The organism is Microbacterium sp. KRD172, assembly GCF_017168295.1.
Taxonomy (GTDB): Bacteria; Actinomycetota; Actinomycetes; order Actinomycetales; family Microbacteriaceae; genus Microbacterium; species Microbacterium profundi.
Window position 1 is genome coordinate 1,949,447 of sequence record NZ_JABFAS010000002.1, and the last position, 12,621, is coordinate 1,962,067.

General features: G+C 67.2%; 15 protein-coding genes. 5 read left to right on the forward strand and 10 right to left on the reverse strand.

All coding sequences use genetic code 11. The annotated features are described in order from the left end of the window. Positions 1 to 4 precede the first annotated feature (4 nt). From J1M43_RS09825 to dapA, 5 genes are all read right to left on the reverse strand, one after another. Positions 5 to 487, reverse strand: coding sequence for a CinA family protein (locus J1M43_RS09825; RefSeq protein ID WP_206476572.1), 483 nt, complete (start codon positions 485 to 487; stop codon positions 5 to 7). Further along, positions 484 to 1,062 carry a CDP-diacylglycerol--glycerol-3-phosphate 3-phosphatidyltransferase gene (gene pgsA / locus J1M43_RS09830; RefSeq protein WP_206476573.1) on the reverse strand — a complete coding sequence of 193 codons (579 nt, stop codon included), beginning with the start codon at positions 1,060 to 1,062 and terminating at the stop codon, positions 484 to 486. Before pgsA ends, J1M43_RS09825 begins: the two co-directional genes overlap by 4 nt. After that, complete coding sequence (locus tag J1M43_RS09835) at positions 1,062 to 3,797, reverse strand: DNA translocase FtsK (RefSeq protein WP_206476574.1); 2,736 nt, start codon at positions 3,795 to 3,797, stop codon at positions 1,062 to 1,064. The genes pgsA and J1M43_RS09835 overlap by 1 nt, the downstream gene beginning before the upstream one ends. Positions 3,798 to 3,860: 63 nt before the next feature. Continuing rightward, positions 3,861 to 5,537, reverse strand: coding sequence for a ribonuclease J (locus tag J1M43_RS09840; RefSeq protein ID WP_206476575.1), 1,677 nt, complete (start codon positions 5,535 to 5,537; stop codon positions 3,861 to 3,863). Between the two features lie 68 nt (positions 5,538 to 5,605). Beyond that, entirely contained in the window at positions 5,606 to 6,583 is a 978-nt protein-coding gene (dapA, locus tag J1M43_RS09845) for a 4-hydroxy-tetrahydrodipicolinate synthase (RefSeq protein WP_206476576.1), read from the reverse strand. Positions 6,584 to 6,638: 55 nt separating this feature from the next. Here dapA and J1M43_RS09850 point away from each other — a divergent pair, with 55 nt between their 5' ends. After that, complete coding sequence (locus tag J1M43_RS09850) at positions 6,639 to 7,172, forward strand: NUDIX domain-containing protein (RefSeq protein WP_206476577.1); 534 nt, start codon at positions 6,639 to 6,641, stop codon at positions 7,170 to 7,172. Between the two features lie 23 nt (positions 7,173 to 7,195). Here J1M43_RS09850 and J1M43_RS09855 read toward each other — a convergent pair whose 3' ends face one another. From J1M43_RS09855 to J1M43_RS09865, 3 genes are all read right to left on the reverse strand, one after another. Then, positions 7,196 to 7,957 (reverse strand): SDR family oxidoreductase, encoded by a 762-nt coding sequence (locus tag J1M43_RS09855; RefSeq protein WP_033104599.1) that lies wholly within the window; start codon positions 7,955 to 7,957, stop codon positions 7,196 to 7,198. Continuing rightward, the gene (locus J1M43_RS09860; protein WP_234000296.1) at positions 7,957 to 8,370 is read right to left on the reverse strand and encodes a dihydrofolate reductase; all 414 of its coding nucleotides are present in this window, start codon (positions 8,368 to 8,370) and stop codon (positions 7,957 to 7,959) included. Before J1M43_RS09860 ends, J1M43_RS09855 begins: the two co-directional genes overlap by 1 nt. 80 nt (positions 8,371 to 8,450) lie before the next feature. Beyond that, a complete protein-coding gene (locus tag J1M43_RS09865) occupies positions 8,451 to 9,260 on the reverse strand; it encodes a thymidylate synthase (protein ID WP_206476578.1) in 810 nt (269 codons plus the stop codon). Positions 9,261 to 9,373: 113 nt separating this feature from the next. On the opposite strand from J1M43_RS09865, the gene J1M43_RS09870 reads away from it, so the two are divergent. From J1M43_RS09870 to J1M43_RS09880, 3 genes are all read left to right on the forward strand, one after another. Further along, on the forward strand, positions 9,374 to 9,814 hold the full coding sequence (locus J1M43_RS09870; protein WP_033104601.1) for a thioredoxin family protein: 441 nt from the start codon (positions 9,374 to 9,376) through the stop codon (positions 9,812 to 9,814). Beyond that, a complete protein-coding gene (locus J1M43_RS09875) occupies positions 9,811 to 10,383 on the forward strand; it encodes a DUF4395 domain-containing protein (RefSeq protein ID WP_206476579.1) in 573 nt (190 codons plus the stop codon). The genes J1M43_RS09870 and J1M43_RS09875 overlap by 4 nt, the downstream gene beginning before the upstream one ends. Before the next feature lie 71 nt (positions 10,384 to 10,454). Beyond that, positions 10,455 to 10,880, forward strand: coding sequence for an OsmC family peroxiredoxin (locus J1M43_RS09880; protein WP_206476580.1), 426 nt, complete (start codon positions 10,455 to 10,457; stop codon positions 10,878 to 10,880). A 10-nt stretch (positions 10,881 to 10,890) separates the two neighbouring features. On the opposite strand, the gene J1M43_RS09885 is transcribed toward J1M43_RS09880, so the two are convergent. Next, positions 10,891 to 11,331: a hypothetical protein gene (locus J1M43_RS09885; RefSeq protein WP_206476581.1), complete on the reverse strand. Its 441-nt coding sequence runs from the start codon at positions 11,329 to 11,331 to the stop codon at positions 10,891 to 10,893. Then, complete coding sequence (gene dapB, locus J1M43_RS09890) at positions 11,331 to 12,077, reverse strand: 4-hydroxy-tetrahydrodipicolinate reductase (protein ID WP_206476582.1); 747 nt, start codon at positions 12,075 to 12,077, stop codon at positions 11,331 to 11,333. Before dapB ends, J1M43_RS09885 begins: the two co-directional genes overlap by 1 nt. Before the next feature lie 70 nt (positions 12,078 to 12,147). Between dapB and J1M43_RS09895 the strand changes: the two genes are divergently transcribed. Next, positions 12,148 to 12,612, forward strand: a complete 465-nt coding sequence (locus J1M43_RS09895) for a GNAT family N-acetyltransferase (RefSeq protein ID WP_206476583.1) — start codon at positions 12,148 to 12,150, stop codon at positions 12,610 to 12,612. Positions 12,613 to 12,621 lie beyond the last annotated feature (9 nt).

A 12,621-nucleotide genomic window follows, 5' to 3' on the forward strand; every position in this document is an offset into this window, starting at 1 on the left:
TGTGCTATTCCCCCATCTCTTCGAGCAGCTTCTCGATCGCCGCATCCACGGTCTGAGCTCTGATCGATGCGCGATCGCCATCGAGCCGCAGCGAGAACGCACGCACGCGCATGGGCGTGGCGATGCCGATGTGCACGGTTCCCACCGGTTGCCCGTCAGGCGAATCCGGACCGGCGATCCCCGTCGTGGACAGACCCACGTCCGCTGATCTGCCTGCGACGCTCACGGCATCGCGCACGCCACCGGCCATCTGCTCCGCGACGAGCGGATGAACCGGCCCGTGCTCCTCGAGCAGCGCGGCATCCACTCCGAGCAGCGAGGCCTTCACGGGCGTCGCGTATGCGACGACCCCTCCGAGCAGGGTCGCCGATGCACCGGGCACCGACACGATCTCGGCCGCCAGCGCCCCGCCGGTGAGCGATTCGGCGATTCCCAGTGTCCATCCGCGGGCGGTGAGCGCGGCCACCAGCTCCGCCGCCGCGGTCATGATCTGTCGGCGCGCGATCCGCGCACCTGTGAGAGCACGTAGTCGACTCCGCTGACGACGGTGAGCGCAAGTGTCACGTACATCAGCACGATGCCGACGCCGATCCACCAGTCCATGCCGATCAGCTGGTGAAGAGGCAGCAGCCACCAGCCGAGCGCGATGCCCTGCACCGCGGTCTTGACCTTCCCCAACCACGCGGCGGCCACGATGTGGCTGCTGGCGACTATGAAGCGATGGATCGTGATGCCCCATTCACGGATGAGGATGATGATGACGATCCACCAGGGCCATTCGGCGAGGATCGCGAGTCCGACGAAGCCTGCGCCGGTGAGCAGCTTGTCGGCGATCGGATCCCAGAGCTTTCCGAAGTCGCTGACGATGTCGTACTTGCGGGCGAGATATCCGTCGACCCAGTCCGTCGAGATGGCCACGATGAACAGGACACCGGCGATCCAGCGGATCACGAGGTCGTCGAGGCCGTACGTCCCGCCGAGGAGCAGCAGGACGAAGAAGACCACGGCGAGCGGGATCCGTGCGATCGTGATCGCGTTCGGCAACTGCCGCGGAATCGCCATCAGTCGCGACCCGTCAATCCCCAGGCGTCTTCGCCGGCATCGTCCTCATCGACCACGGGCAGTCCGCGGAACTGCTCTTCGATCGGGTCGTGAGCGGGTCCTGGCTGCGCCGCAGCCGGCGAGGGTGCCGGCGCAGCGGCCGGAGGGTCATCGCCGCGCAGTTTCGCCATGACGTCCGGCAACTGCTCGGCCGTCACAAGCACATCGCGCGCCTTCGAGCCCTCGGACGGGCCGACGATCTCGCGGGACTCGAGGAGATCCATCAGACGCCCGGCCTTCGCGAAGCCGACGCGCAGTTTGCGCTGCAGCATCGAGGTCGAGCCGAACTGGGACGAGACGACGAGCTCTGCGGCGGCGAGCAGCACCTCGAGGTCGTCGCCGATGTCCTCGTCGACTTCCTTCTTCCTGGTCGGCTCCAGCGCCTCCTGCACATCCACCCGGTACTCGGGCCGAGCCTGAGCAGTGACGTGCTTGACCACCGCGTCGATCTCGCTCTCCTCGACCCACGCGCCCTGCAGTCGGAACGGCTTGGATGAGCCCATCGGCGAGAAGAGCGCATCGCCCTGGCCGATCAGCTTGTCGGCGCCGGGGCTGTCGAGGATGACGCGGCTGTCGGTGACGCTGGTCACCGCGAAGGCGAGACGCGAGGGCACATTGGCCTTGATCAGACCGGTGACGACGTCGACGCTCGGACGCTGGGTCGCGAGCACTAGGTGGATGCCGGAGGCACGGGCGAGCTGCGTGATGCGCACGATCGAGTCCTCGACGTCACGAGGGGCGACCATCATGAGGTCTGCGAGCTCGTCGACGACGACCAGCAGGTACGGGTACGGCTTGAGCACGCGTTCGCTGCCGAGGGGAACCTCGACCTCACCGGCGCGCACGGCCTTGTTGAAGTCGTCGATGTGGCGGAATCCGAACGACGCCAGGTCGTCGTACCGCATGTCCATCTCCTTCACCACCCACTGGAGTGCCTCTGCGGCCTTCTTCGGGTTGGTGATGATGGGCGTGATCAGGTGCGGCACACCGGCGTAGCTCGTGAGCTCGACGCGCTTGGGGTCGATCAGCACCATGCGCACGTCGGACGGACGCGCCCGCATCAGCAGGCTGGTGATCATCGAGTTGACGAAGCTCGACTTACCGGATCCGGTGGATCCGGCGACCAGCAGGTGCGGCATCTTCGCGAGGTTCGCGACGACGAAGTTTCCGCCGACGTCCTTGCCGACGCCGACCGTCAGCGGATGAGTGCTCTTGTGCGCAGCCGCGGAGCGGATGACGTCACCGAGGGCGACCGTCTCGCGGTCGGTGTTCGGGATCTCGATGCCGATCGCGCTCTTGCCGGGGATCGGCGAGAGGATGCGAACATCGTTCGACGCCACCGCATAAGCGATGTTGTTGCTCAGCTGCGTGATCTTCTCGACCTTGACCCCGTGGCCCACCTCGACCTCGTACTGCGTGACCGTCGGTCCGCGCGAGAATCCGGTCACCTTGGCGTCGATCTTGAACTGCGAGAGCACGCTCGTGATCTGCTCGACGATCTTGTCGTTCGCCTCGGAGCGGGCGACCGAGGGTGGACCGGCGCTGAGCACGCCGGGCGACGGCAGGGAGTACGGAGCGCTCGGAGCCTGCAGACCGCGCTCTCCCGGACCGTCGGTCCCGAAGCCGGAAAGTCCTGGCAGCTCTGGCTGCTCGCCAGTGTCGCCGGAGTCGTCGAGCAGTGCGGTGCTCCCCTGGGCGCCGAGCTTGTCCATCACGCTCTGCACGTCGGTGAGCACCTCGGTGGCGGCATCCGCGGGGTCGGCGACGATGACAGCCTGGTCATAGGCGGTGTTGTCGACCGGCCCGTCATTCGGCGACAGCAGCTCGGTGAGGTCCTGCGAGCCGATCCCCTCGTCGGGATCCTCTTCGCGACCGGTCTTGTTCCGGCGCCACCACGGGAGGACGTTCGGATCGTCGTCCTCGTCGAACGAGCCCTCCCCCTTGTCTGCGGCGGCCTTCTCGTCGACAGCGGGCTTCTCGACGCGCTCCGCGCCGAACATCCAGGCGTACAGGTCTCCGAGCCTCGCGCCGATGCGGTTCGGCGGGGTCTTGGTGATGATCAGGATGCTGAGCGCGGCCAGCAGCCCCAGCACGATGTAGGCGACGATGTCGGTGAGATACGACAGCGGCTCCCCCAGCATCCAGCCGAAGAGTCCCCCGGCCGCGCTGAGTGCCGGCATACCCGATTTCGGCTCCGGCTGCCCGCCCGCGACGTGGCAGATTCCGGCGATCGTGAGCACGAACAGGCCGAAGCCGATCCCGATGCGTCCGTTGTCGTGCACTGACGAGGGATGCCGGAACAGCCAGCCCGCGAGGATCAGCAGCAGCACCGGCATCAGGAAGGCGGTACGACCGATCAGACCGCCCACCGAGTAGGCGCTGATGTTCTGAGCGATCTCGTTGCCGATGAAGAACCACTCGGTGACCGCGCCCAGGCACGCCAGCAGCACCAGGAACAACGGGAACCCGTCGCGCCGCTGGTCCTTCTCGAGCGCCTCTGGCCCGAAGGCGCGGAAGAGCCCACCGACGCCGTGCGCCAGGCCGAGCCAGGCGCGCACGGCGACCGGGGGCCTGTCGACATCGTCGATGTACTTCTTCGGGGTCGCCGGCAGCTTCTTGGTAGGGGCCGTCTGCGCCTTCGAGCGCGCGGGAGACTTCTCGGACGCGCGCGAGGTCTTGGTGGTGCTCCTGGCCATGGTGAAAGCCTACGGCGAGGCGCCGACAAGCCGCGTAATGACGCGGCTTTCCCGCCGAATGACCTACGCCTCGATGACGAGCGGGACGATCATCGGACGGCGGCGGAGCTTCTGATTCACCCAGCGACCGATCGTGCGCCGAACCACCTGGGAGAGCGCGTGGGTGTCGCGCACGCCGTTGCCGGAGGCCTCCTTGAGCGCCGCCACGATCTTCGGGACCACGTCGTCGAAGACCGAGTCGTCCTCGGCGATGCCACGGGCGTGGATCTCCGGTCCGGTGATGATGCGTCCGGTCGCGGCATCCACCACGATGATGATCGAGACGAAGCCCTCCTCACCGAGGATGCGACGGTCCTTGAGATCGGCATCCGTGATCTCACCGACGGTCGAGCCGTCGACGTACACGAAGCCGATGTCGAGCTGACCGGCGATGGTCGTCCGGCCGTCCTTGAGGTCGATGATCGTGCCGTTGGACGCGAGGATCGTGTTCGCCTCGGGAATACCCGTGTCCTGTGCGAGCTTGGCGTTCGCCACCAGGTGACGGTATTCGCCGTGCACGGGCAGCACGTTCTTCGGTCGCAGGATGTTGTAGCAGTACAGCAGTTCGCCCGCTGCTGCGTGCCCTGAGACGTGCACCTTGGCGTTGGCCTTGTGCACGACGTTCGCGCCGAGCTTGGTGAGTCCGTCGATCACGCGGTATACGGCGTTCTCGTTGCCGGGGATCAGGCTGGAGGCGAGGATGACCGTGTCGCCCTCGCCCACTTCGATCGCGTGGTCGAGGTTGGCCATGCGGCTCAGCACCGCCATCGGCTCGCCCTGCGAGCCGGTGGACATGTAGACGATCTTCTCGTCGGGAAGGTCGCGGGCCTTCTTGTAGTCGATCAGCACGTTCTCCGGCACCTTGAGGTAACCGAGATCGGCGGCGATCGTCATGTTGCGCACCATGCTGCGCCCGAGTAGCGCGACGCGGCGACCGTTGGCGTGCGCGGCGTCCAGAACCTGCTGGACGCGGTGCACGTGGCTCGAGAAGCTGGCGACGATGACGCGGCGCGGCGCCTTCGCGATCACCTGATCCAGCACCGGGCCGATCGAACGCTCTGTGGGTGTGAATCCGGGTACGTCGGCGTTCGTGGAGTCGACGAGGAACAGGTCGACGCCCTCTTCGCCGAGGCGGGAGAACGCGCGCAGGTCGGTGATGCGACCGTCGAGTGGCAGCTGATCCATCTTGAAGTCGCCGGTCGCCAGCGCCATACCGGCCGGGGTGCGGATGGCGACGGCCAGGGCATCGGGGATGGAGTGGTTGACCGCGACGAACTCGAGATCGAAGGGGCCGACCTTCTCTTCCTGGCACTCCTTCACGGTGAGCGTGAACGGTCGGATGCGGTGCTCCTTGAGCTTCGCCTCCACGAGCGCCAGCGTGAGGCCCGATCCGATCAGCGGGATGTCGCTCTTCAGACGCAGCAGATAGGGCACGGCGCCGATGTGGTCCTCGTGGCCGTGCGTGAGCACGACACCGACGATGTCGTCGAGGCGGTCCTTGATCGGCTCGAAGTCCGGAAGGATCAGGTCGACGCCCGGCTGGTGCTCCTCGGGGAACAGCACGCCGCAGTCGACGATCAGGATCTTGCCGTCGTACTCGAAGGTCGTCATGTTGCGACCGATCTCGCCGAGACCACCCAGAGGGATGACACGGAGCGCGCCTTCGGCGAGCGGTGCGGGGACGGAGATGGGAATGGACATTGATGTCTCCTCAGTCGGACACTCGTCGTGCCCGTTCGTGCTTATGGGCGCGCGACGCGCCCGTAGTCTCAGCGCGTCGTGCCATGCACCTTCGGCAACGCGCCGCCGGCGGCCGCGTTGCGGTCGGGGCGGAAGTTCGAGAAATCGGCGCCTGGCACATCGGTGACGAGGGCGAGCTCGTCTTCGATGAGCGCGGCTTCCCACTCCTCCGGCCCCACCAGGGGCAGGCGGACGCGGGGGCTGGAGATACGGCCGAGGCCGTGCAGGATGTACTTCGCCGACACCGTGCCGGGCACGTGGGTCATGGTGGCTCGCACGAGCGGCTCGAGACGCTTGTGCTCGGCGGTCGCGGCCGCGAGATCACCGCGGTTCACGGCATCCACGATGGTGCGGTACGGCGTCGCCGTGATGTTCGCGGTGACGCCGACCAGTCCGGTGGCCCCGATCGCGAGGTGCGGCAGCGCGTTGGCGTCATCGCCGGAGAAGTACATCAGATCGGTCTGGTTCAGCACGCGGCTGACCTCGCTGAAGTCGCCCTTGGCGTCCTTCACGGCGAGGATGTTGGGGTGCTTGGCGAGACGCAGGATGGTCTCGTACTTGATCGGCACTCCGGTGCGGCCGGGGATGTCGTACAGGATGACCGGGAGGCCGGTGGCATCAGCGACGAGGCGGAAATGCGTGAGGATTCCGGCCTGTGTCGGCTTGTTGTAGTAGGGCGTGACGATCATGATGCCGTCCGCGCCGGCCTTCTCGCTGGCCTTGTACAGCTCGATCGCGTGCGCGGTCTCGTTCGAGCCGCCACCTGTGATGATCTTGGCGCGTCCGGCAGCCACTGACTTGCCGACCTCGACGAGCTTGAGCTTCTCGGGGTCCGTGAGGGTCGAGGTCTCGCCGGTCGTTCCCGTCACGACGATGCCGTCCGCACCCGCGGTGATGACGTCATCCATGTGCTTCTCGACGGCGGGCCAGTCGACTTCGCCGTCGGCCGTCATCGGAGTGACGAGCGCGACGAGAACCTGTCCGAAAGGATTGCCCGAGTGCGTCATTGCTCCAGCGTATCGGTTCGCGTCCCGTCGCATCGCGCCGGATAGGCTCCTGGGCATGACGTGGCGGACCGATGACTCCCGAATCATGTACGAGAACGCATGGATCTCGGTTCGCGAGGACGCGGTGACCGGCCCCGCAGGCGCCGGCGTCTACGGTGTTGTGACGCTGCGCCATCCCGCGGTCTTCATCGTCGCCCTCGATGAGCACGAGCGGGTGTGCCTGGTGTCCCTCGACCGCTACACGGTCGGGCGATCCATCGAGGTTCCCGCCGGTGGCAGCGACGGTGAGGACCCCCTGACCGCGGCACAGCGAGAACTGCTCGAGGAGACCGGGATGCGCGCCGACGAGTGGCGCATGATCGGCACGATGAATGCCCTGAACGGTGTGACCGTCGCACCCGAGCACGTCTTCCTCGCCCGCGGACTGCATGACGCCGAAGGCGAGGCCCGCGAGGAGGAGGGCATCGACGAAGTCTCTTGGGTGCCGTTCGCCGAAGCGATCACGATGGTCGCGGACGGCCGGATCAGCGATGGCGAGACGGTTGCCGCACTCGCATATGCGGGTATCCACCTCGGCCGCTTCGGCTGATCGGTCCCGCTCTCGGGCCTTGCTCAGACTCGTCCGCGCCTGGCTGCGCGCGCGGTGAGGGATGACGGCAGCACCTTGGTGACCGCCACGACGAGCTTGTACCTCAGCGACGGAACGCACACGGCCTGGCCGCGGGAGGCCGCGCTCAGCCCTTCCCGCACCACGTCGCGCGCCTGCAACCAGCCGATCTCCGGAATGCCCTCATGGCCCTTCTGCAGGCCCATGCGCTCGTGGAACGTCGTGTGCGTGAAGCCGGGGCACACGGCCGTCACCGTCACGCCGTCCGATGCGTACTCGGAGTTCGCCCACCGGCTGAACCCGATGAGCCACTGCTTGCATGCCGAATAGGTCGAGCGCGAGATGAAACCCGCCACCGAGGCGACGTTGATGATGCGCCCGCCGCGGCCGCGCATCGTGCCGAGAGCGGCATGCATGAGCCTCATCGGAGCTTCGACGTGGATGCGCAGATGGCGCACCTCGTCCTCGATGTCGTTGTCGGCGAACTGGAGCGGCAACCCGAAACCGGCATTGTTCACGAGCAGGTCGATCGGATGCTCCGGCGCCGAGATCCGCGCGGCCACTCGCTTCACGTCGTCCTCGACGACCAGATCCGCCGTGACGACTTCGACGACGACACCGTAGGCCGCTCGCAGCTCAGCGGCGAACGTGTCCAGCGCGTCCTGAGAACGGGCCACGAGCACGAGGTCAGCACCGCGCTCGGCGAGCTGGTGAGCGAACTCCGCACCGAGGCCCGCGCTGGCACCCGTGATCAGCGCGGTGGGCATCAGCGCTCGTATCCGAGGAAGCGGAATCGGATGCCGGTGCGCGAGGTCTGCCACTCCCCCTCATCGACGAGACGCCAGCCCTCCTTGGAGGGCGCGTAGGCGTCTCCGTCGACCTCGAGATCGAGTTCGGTGACCTCCAGCCGATCCGCGTGGGCGATCACCTGTGCGAAGATCTCCGCGCCGCCGATGATCCAGACCTTGTCCAGGCCTCGAACGGCGTCAGCCGCATCAGCCGCGCGACGCGCTCCGTCTGCCGTCCAGTCCTGCTGGCGCGTGATGACGACGTTGTCGCGATCGGGCAGCGGACGGAAGCGCTCCGGAAGTGAGTCCCAGGTCTTGCGTCCCATCACGACGGGAGCGCTGAGAGTGATCTCCTTGAAGTGAGCGAGGTCTTCCGGCACATGCCACGGCATACCGCCCGATGCGCCGATCACACCGCCCGCTGCCTCGGCCCAGATCAGACCGACCCACGGGAGCTCCAGAGGCACCGCGTTCACACCGCCACCGCCGCGCGGATCGGCGGGTGGTGCTGGTAGTCCTCGACGACGAAGTCCGAGAAGTCGTAATCGAGGATCGACTCGGGCTTCCGCGCGAAGCTGAGCGTCGGATACGGGTACGGCTCGCGGGTGAGCTGCTCGCGCACCTGCTCGACGTGGTTGTCGTACACATGGCAGTCGCCGCCGGTCCAGACGAAGTCGCCCGGTTCCAGGCCGACCTGCTGAGCGATCATCATGGTCAGCAGCGCGTAACTGGCGATGTTGAACGGCACGCCGAGGAACATGTCGGCGCTGCGCTGATAGAGCTGGCACGACAGTCTGCCGTCGGCGACGTAGAACTGGAACAGGGCGTGGCAGGGTGCCAGAGCCATGTCGGGGATGTCTGCCGGATTCCAGGCGGAGACGATGAGGCGCCGCGAATCGGGAGTGGCCCTGATCTGTTCGATCACCTGCGACAGCTGGTCGATGTGGCCGCCGTCCGGCGTCGGCCACGAGCGCCACTGCACGCCGTACACCGGTCCGAGATCGCCGTCGGCATCCGCCCACTCGTCCCAGATCGTGACGCCGTTGTCCTGCAGCCACTTGACATTCGATTCGCCGCGCAGGAACCACAGCAGCTCGTACGCGATCGACTTGAAGTGCACGCGCTTGGTCGTGATGAGAGGGAAGCCCTTCGACAGATCGAAGCGGATCTGACGGCCGAACACGCTGGTCGTGCCAGTGCCTGTTCGGTCGTCCTTGTGCGTGCCGCTCTCGAGCACTTCGCGGAGCAGATCTTCGTACGGCGTGGGGACGGCTGCGCTCATATCTGCCACGATACCCGGCTCGCAGGCAACGCAGGCGGATGCCGTCGCGAGGGTCGTGCGTCATCCTCCGTCATATCCGCCGCAGCCGTGGCCGGGCGGCATATTCTCATGGAATGCCCGTCTCCATCGCGCTCCTGATCACCGGCGCCGTCGTCGCGCTTGCGATCGCCGGCGGACTCATCGTGCGCGCGCAGGACGGTCGGCGGCGCTCCGGCGGACACCTCGCGGTCCGATCGGAGGATCTCAGCGGGCGATCGCTCGCGGAGACGGCGACGCTGGTGCAGTTCAGCACCGAATTCTGCGCTCGGTGCCCGCAGGTGCGGCGACTGCTCGGCCAGATCGCAGACGAGCACCCCGGCGTCGAACGCGTCGAGATCGATCTCACGAATCGCAACGACCTCGCGACTCGCTATCACGTGCTGCAGACGCCGACGACCTTCCTCGTCGACGCATCCGGGACGGTGCTCTCGCGCTGGGGCGGAGTTCCGCAACGAAGCACGATCGAAGATGCGCTGGCGAACGTTCTCACCCTTCAACCTCAGGAGCAGGCATGACCGCGCCCGCCGGCATCGACCCACGAGGGCCGCGCTTCGCCGCCTCCATCACCGCGACGCTCTTGCTGATCGCTCTGGTGCTGAGCCTGATCGGGATCTCCACGGCACGGGCGGACGCCACCTGGTTCGCGTACCAGCCGCTCGCTGACGCCGTCTTCGTGCCCGACACCAGCGGCTGGGCGCTTCCGGCCTCAGCACTGGCACAGCGTGCCCTTGATCCCGGCTTCCTGCTCCTCGTCGTGATCGCGCTGCTCTTCCTGTGGGGCGTGCTCTCGCCGCGCACCGCCCCCTGGGGCGTGCTGTACCGTCGCGCCGTGCGGCCGCGACTCACTCCCCCGACCGAGTTGGAGGATCCGCGCCCGCCTCGCTTCGCGCAGGGCGTCGGCCTCTTCGTCGTCGGCATCGGTCTGGGACTGCACCTGGCCGGCGTGCCATGGGCGCTGCCCGTCTCGGCGGGTGCGGCGTTCATCGCCGCGTTCCTCAACGCCGTGTTCGACTTCTGCCTCGGCTGCCAGATCTACCTGGTCCTTCAGCGAGCAGGCATCATCGGCAGAGCGGCTGCCGCCTGAGCCGAAGGTTCCCCACCGGGCTCCTGGTCGATAGGCTGGCCGCACACCCCGCCACGAACCTTGGAGGAACCATGCCTGTGACCAGTGAAGCCACCACCACCTGGAACGGTTCCCTGATGGAGGGTTCAGGCAACGTCGCCTTCTCCTCCTCGAATCTCGGAACCTTCCCGATCAACTGGAAGGCCCGCAGCGAGGGCTCCGACACGACGACCACGCCGGAAGAGCTCATCGCCGCCGCGCACTCGTCGTGCTTCAGCATGGCGCTCTCCAACGCCCTGGCTGACAACGGCACCCCGCCGGAGCGCGTCAACACGACGGCATCCGTCACGTTCAAGCCCGGCGTCGGCATCACCGGCAGCCATCTCAACGTGAACGCGTCCGTTCCGGGTCTGACACCGGAGAAGTTCCAGGAGATCGCCGAGGGCGCGAAGACCGGCTGCCCGGTGTCTCAGGCGCTCGCCAGCATCGACATCACCCTCGAGGCGACGCTCGCCTGACGAGCTCCGCTCAAGCCTTCTGCTTGGCGAGGCGGATCGCCGCACGGATGCTCGCACGAGCGTCTTTGCGGCGGCCCGCCGCATCCTGGACGACGCCGAGTCGGTAACGCGCTCGCCAATCGTCGTCGGCGGCATCCGCCTCGGCCGTATAGCGCTGGATCAGCGGTTCGGCGTCGCCCTTCGCGATGCGACCACTCGGAGTGAGGTCTGTCTCCGCCGCCGGCATCCCGCCCTCGGAGTCGAGTCTCGTCCCCAGCCGCTCCGCCTGAATGCCGAACTGGATCTCGCGCGCGAGTGCCCAGACCCCGATCAGCGGAAGCACGATCAGGGCGACCCCCATGGCGACGCCGACCGGTTCCCCGCTCGCGATCAACAGGATCGCCTTCTGCCCCATGAGCACGAAGTAGAGGATCAGCGCCGCCCCGATGAGGACGACCCCGATGCGCGTCATCACGATCGGGCCTGGATCCCGATGTCGATCATGTTCTCGAGCCCGACGAACACGCCGCGCGCGTCGAGCGCGAACGGGACGGCGAGCCGGATGCCTGGCGCATAGGCCTCAGCGGAATCCACCGTGTCGTGCGTGAACGTGAGCGACTCACCTGCGCCGGAGAGGACGATGTCCTGGCGAGCGATCACGCCGGGGCGTCGGAGCGAGTGGATCGGCACGCTGGCGACCTGCTGCCCACGGGCACGCTGGTCCGCGTGCGGGGCGTTGACGGGGCCCAGATCCGCGCGCGCGGCGGCGATGAGCTCTGCGGTGCGCACTGCGGTGCCGCTCGGCGAATCGGTCTTGGTGTCGCGATGCGCCTCGATGATCTCCGCCGAAGGGAAGAAGGGTGCCGCGGCAGCCGCCAAAGCGGAGCCCAGGACTGAGCCGAGCGAGAAGTTCGGGATGAAGACGGCACCGGTCTCCGCTGCGTCGACCAGCGGACGCATGAGTGCGATGCGCTCAGCGGACCAGCCGGAGGTGCCGACCAGGACGTTGATGCCGCGCTCGACTGCTGCGCGCACGACGTCGATGCTCACCTGCGGCGTCGACGCGTCCACGACGAGGTCCGCTCCATCGAGCTCTGCCAGGTCGCTGGACGAGGTGAGCACGCGAACGACTTCGAAGCCCTCGAGCTCGTCGATCACCTGGCCGATGATCGTGCCGAGTCTGCCGGTTCCACCGACGAGTGCCACCTGCTTGGTCATGCCTCCAGTCTATTCAGCGACTGATCGCCGAGTGACACTCGGGCACGGCGCGGCGGGTAGCGTTGAGTCCATGCTCGAGTTGCGCCCGGCCTCACCCGCGACAGCCGAATCCCATGCGATCCTCGCCGAGTACTTCGCGCTGCGCGCAGAGGAGTTTCCCGGAGGTTCGTACACCACGGTGTTCCCGAGACCAGAGGCGTTCGAGCCGCCGGCGGGCGTCTTCCTGCTGGCCGGGCCTGAAGGCGCACCGGTGGGCTGCGGCGGCATCCGACGTCTCGACGACGGCGATGCCGGCATCCGCTACGAGGTGAAGCACCTCTTCCTCAAGCCGGAGACGCGAGGCCAGGGGTGGGGGCGTGCGATCCTGGGCGAACTCGAACGCCGCGCCCGCGAGTGGGATGCTGCGGAGCTCGTGCTCGACACGCACCACACGCTCGAGGCCGCAGGCGGTCTGTACGCCAGGAGCGGCTTCGCGCAGATCGACGCCTACAACGACAACCGGAACGCGACGCGCTGGTACAGCAAGATGCTCTGAAGCTCGAGG

Coding starts and splice junctions, on each gene's coding strand:
- J1M43_RS09825 (WP_206476572.1), bottom strand. CDS start 487: ATGACCGCGGCGGCGGAGCTGGTGGCCGCGCTCACCGCCCGCGGATGG.
- pgsA (WP_206476573.1), bottom strand. CDS start 1,062: ATGGCGATTCCGCGGCAGTTGCCGAACGCGATCACGATCGCACGGATC.
- J1M43_RS09835 (WP_206476574.1), bottom strand. CDS start 3,797: ATGGCCAGGAGCACCACCAAGACCTCGCGCGCGTCCGAGAAGTCTCCC.
- J1M43_RS09840 (WP_206476575.1), bottom strand. CDS start 5,537: ATGTCCATTCCCATCTCCGTCCCCGCACCGCTCGCCGAAGGCGCGCTC.
- dapA (WP_206476576.1), bottom strand. CDS start 6,583: ATGACGCACTCGGGCAATCCTTTCGGACAGGTTCTCGTCGCGCTCGTC.
- J1M43_RS09850 (WP_206476577.1), top strand. CDS start 6,639: ATGACGTGGCGGACCGATGACTCCCGAATCATGTACGAGAACGCATGG.
- J1M43_RS09855 (WP_033104599.1), bottom strand. CDS start 7,957: ATGCCCACCGCGCTGATCACGGGTGCCAGCGCGGGCCTCGGTGCGGAG.
- J1M43_RS09860 (WP_234000296.1), bottom strand. CDS start 8,370: ATGCCGTGGCATGTGCCGGAAGACCTCGCTCACTTCAAGGAGATCACT.
- J1M43_RS09865 (WP_206476578.1), bottom strand. CDS start 9,260: ATGAGCGCAGCCGTCCCCACGCCGTACGAAGATCTGCTCCGCGAAGTG.
- J1M43_RS09870 (WP_033104601.1), top strand. CDS start 9,374: ATGCCCGTCTCCATCGCGCTCCTGATCACCGGCGCCGTCGTCGCGCTT.
- J1M43_RS09875 (WP_206476579.1), top strand. CDS start 9,811: ATGACCGCGCCCGCCGGCATCGACCCACGAGGGCCGCGCTTCGCCGCC.
- J1M43_RS09880 (WP_206476580.1), top strand. CDS start 10,455: ATGCCTGTGACCAGTGAAGCCACCACCACCTGGAACGGTTCCCTGATG.
- J1M43_RS09885 (WP_206476581.1), bottom strand. CDS start 11,331: ATGACGCGCATCGGGGTCGTCCTCATCGGGGCGGCGCTGATCCTCTAC.
- dapB (WP_206476582.1), bottom strand. CDS start 12,077: ATGACCAAGCAGGTGGCACTCGTCGGTGGAACCGGCAGACTCGGCACG.
- J1M43_RS09895 (WP_206476583.1), top strand. CDS start 12,148: ATGCTCGAGTTGCGCCCGGCCTCACCCGCGACAGCCGAATCCCATGCG.